This window comes from Pedobacter sp. 01T416_2 (assembly GCF_056398925.1).
The window spans coordinates 1-2,958 of record NZ_JBFTQI010000724.1 but is presented as its reverse complement, the minus strand read 5'-3'; the positions used below and the strand labels follow the sequence as shown (position 1 = coordinate 2,958).

The 2,958-nt window shown below is 41.7% G+C and carries 4 protein-coding genes; all 4 read right to left on the bottom strand.

Annotated elements, in window-relative coordinates; all coding sequences use genetic code 11:
• The coding region (locus AC1DPQ_RS23100) for a hypothetical protein (RefSeq protein WP_477611004.1) at positions 1-362 on the bottom strand (362 nt) is incomplete at its 3' end.
• Positions 363-379: 17 nt separating this feature from the next.
• Positions 380-1,984 (bottom strand): hypothetical protein, encoded by a 1,605-nt coding sequence (locus tag AC1DPQ_RS23095; RefSeq protein ID WP_477611003.1) that lies wholly within the window; start codon positions 1,982-1,984, stop codon positions 380-382.
• Positions 1,985-1,987: 3 nt separating this feature from the next.
• Positions 1,988-2,635, bottom strand: a complete 648-nt coding sequence (locus tag AC1DPQ_RS23090; protein WP_477611002.1) for a condensin complex protein MksE — start codon at positions 2,633-2,635, stop codon at positions 1,988-1,990.
• A gap of 133 nt (positions 2,636-2,768) precedes the next feature.
• On the bottom strand, positions 2,769-2,958 hold a 190-nt coding region (locus tag AC1DPQ_RS23085), incomplete at its 5' end, for a hypothetical protein (RefSeq protein WP_477611001.1).

Below are 2,958 nucleotides of genomic sequence, written 5' to 3'. Positions count from 1 at the left end.
ATATTTTGCCGGATGCTTCCCTGTAATAGATTATCCAGCTGGCTTTGATTTCTTTTTAGGTTTTTTACTAAACGGTCGTAATCCTGAAGCGTAGCCTGCTTTTCTTTCCAGTCTGTTTCTGCGGTTTGGAATGCGTCCTGGATTTCTTCAGCATCCTCTAACATGAGCATACCCGATTCAAAGGCTGGTCGGGCAATATCCAGCGCCGGAGTCAGATCGAAATCACTTAGTGTAGACCACAGTGCATGGACGCTTAGGTAGTCTTTAAAGCTACTGGTGCTGATAATGAACCGCCGCAAAGATTTAAGGGCGGCGGTTTCGCTATCCAGGATTTTCATTTCACCCTGGAGGTCTTTGCTCATGCCCTCCAAGAGCAGTTTCAATGCGGAGATATCCTGAGCAGCAAACAGCTGTTTTTTAACATAGGTATGAACTGATTGACCTCACCTAGGGCTATCCAGAAACCGCCGTCGGTTTTTTGTAGCTGGGGATTGACCTTTAATAGCGAAGTGGGGTCTGGAATATATTGATCAAAGGCTTTCTGGGCGTGGACTATTGGCAGTTCTTTAAAAAACATCAAAAGGCTCTCTACTTCTAATGAATGGGCCTGGTAATTTTGAATGGCCCAATAACCTACAGAACCTTCATTATTGAGCTCCGAAAAATCCAGAAGTTGTTGCTTTTGTTGATATTGGCTCTCTTTACCGCCCGTATCGACAGCAATCGCGTCAAGTATCGAGCTTAGTTCTTCTAAATGGATATAAGTTTCAAGCAGACTGCTAAGTTTGTTTTTTTCCAGGCCTTGCTGAACTGACGAAATTAAAGTATAATTATATTTGTCCTCTTGATAACGGTTGTAAATTTCAAGCAGCTGGTCAGCCTGGCAATCATAGTCTTCAAGTAGTTTTGTAAAGGGCAACAGTGCGGCATGGGAACCAGCAGTTTTAAGGTAGGTTTCTTTCGCAGTGATTTCTTCCCGGTTGAATTTTTCGGTATTTGCCCCTACACTTAGTAATTCTAGTCTGAGGATTTCTTGTATGGCCTGCAAGTTCTCGCCTGCCTCTACAAAGTCTTTGCTACTTTCTTTAAAGCTATCCAAGCCCTCCTTCTGCATTTGTCTGGTAAAAGCACATTTTTTTATAAGGTATTCATATTGATCGGTATCAAAGCGGTCTTTAAGTTCTTTAAGGGATTTAATTGCCTGGTATTTCAGCGTTGCCTTTTCTATTTCATCACGGTTTTGAGCATGTTCCTTTAGGGTAAGTTGAAGTTCTTCTACTGCTTTTTTGTATTTATCTGTGATTTCTTTCGCTTTTTCATTACCGAAAAGAAAGCGTTTTAAGCTTGAGCTGTCACCGATGTCGAGCCCTTTGCCACGGGAAAAGGATTGGATAATCATCGCGTAATCTCTTAATATCTGGTTGCTTTGGCTCAAATCGAGGGAGAGGATTTGATGTTTGTATAAGTAGGCATGAAATTTCCGGCGTTGCGCGTAGCCATGGTAAACCAAACCTTTTTCCTCTAGTGACGCTTTGAACCATTCCAAGGTTGGGATCTGGTCGTTAACGTAAATATCGGATACGCTTAATGGGCGATTAATTGTACCTATGGCAGATTCATCCCAATCACTTTGGACGRTAAAAGAACGGCTTTGTCTGGAGGACGATTCCAGATAGGCCCCTAAAACCACATACTGGTTTAGGCTAAGTTCTATATTTACCAGTACATAGGCGATATCGGTACCGCGACCGCCGGCAGTCCTGAGCACCATGCCATCAACCTCGCGGTTCTCGGTGGAATCTGTACCCGAAGCAAAGGCTTCAGACCCGACAAACACCATTTGAAGTAAATCTGCAATCATGCTTTTTCCGCAGCCGCTGTCACCCACAAAATCTGTTCTGAACCCGTGGAACTGGTAGTCGAATTCTTGGTGCTGGCGGATGCCGAGTGTAGAGAGACTGTATAATCTAGGGTATTTTTTCATTTATTAATTTTTAAGAAGATCCTCTAAATTGTTGATGTAATCGCCATAGACTTTGTTCAAGCGGGCGAAAGCCGGCATAACATCGAAAAAATCTTCCTCCATCACCACCCAGCCCATCTTTTTGAATTCTTTTAAGGCATCAATAATGATCTCTTTTACTTTATCATTGCCCATGGTAGTGGCATTGCTCCTTCTTAGTTTTGCAAGTAGCCTATAAATATCTTCCATTAGTTCTTCATACTCTGTTAAGATCATCCGCTGTAGCTGTTGAACTGAGGTTAAGTCGAAGTTCCTGTCAATGAAAATAATTTTATAGAGCATAAAGCCAACAATGACATATTCGGGGCGGAGAAAATAGCGGTGATCGCCGTCAATAGTCCCCCTATCGGAGCCATTGAAATCTAGGAAATAATATCGCTCTGAACCCTCCCCACCAAAACTAAGGACCACTTTGTTGAATTTTAAGTAGTATTTCTCTAAACTGGCGAAATTCTTTTTAATGAAATAAAATTGCTGGTATTGGTGTTCCCTTTCCTGGAAATGCATGCCGTCTTTTAATTGCAGATCCAGTTTACCAAAAATATCCTCTACATCAGGATCCTGGTAAAATGTTAAGGGGCCTATTGCTGATAATTGATCTTCATTTCCCATAGTGTGCTCTGGTGTTGTGGATGTTTTATTTTTGTAGTCGATATGTTTAATACTAGCTTAAGATCACGTTCTGCACGCCTGATCAGGGTGTAGGCTACGTTTATAGCCAGTTCAAGTGCCCCTGATTCTATTTCTAAGATTTTGAAAAATAGGATGAAAACAAAACCTCTTCGGTAGAGGCCGCTTGGATAATCTCATCCATCCATGCATCAATCTTATTATACATGACTAGCTGGTTCTTTGCAACCCTTAGACCTTTTTCTTTTTCCTCTAGGTTTTCATCTGGTTTAATCCTAGGTTTTGGTTTGGTCGGAAATATATCC

What these genes read in the sequence shown, in the direction of transcription:
- AC1DPQ_RS23090 (WP_477611002.1), bottom strand. Translation starts at nt 2,635, where the DNA reads ATGGGAAATGAAGATCAATTATCAGCAATAGGCCCCTTAACATTTTAC.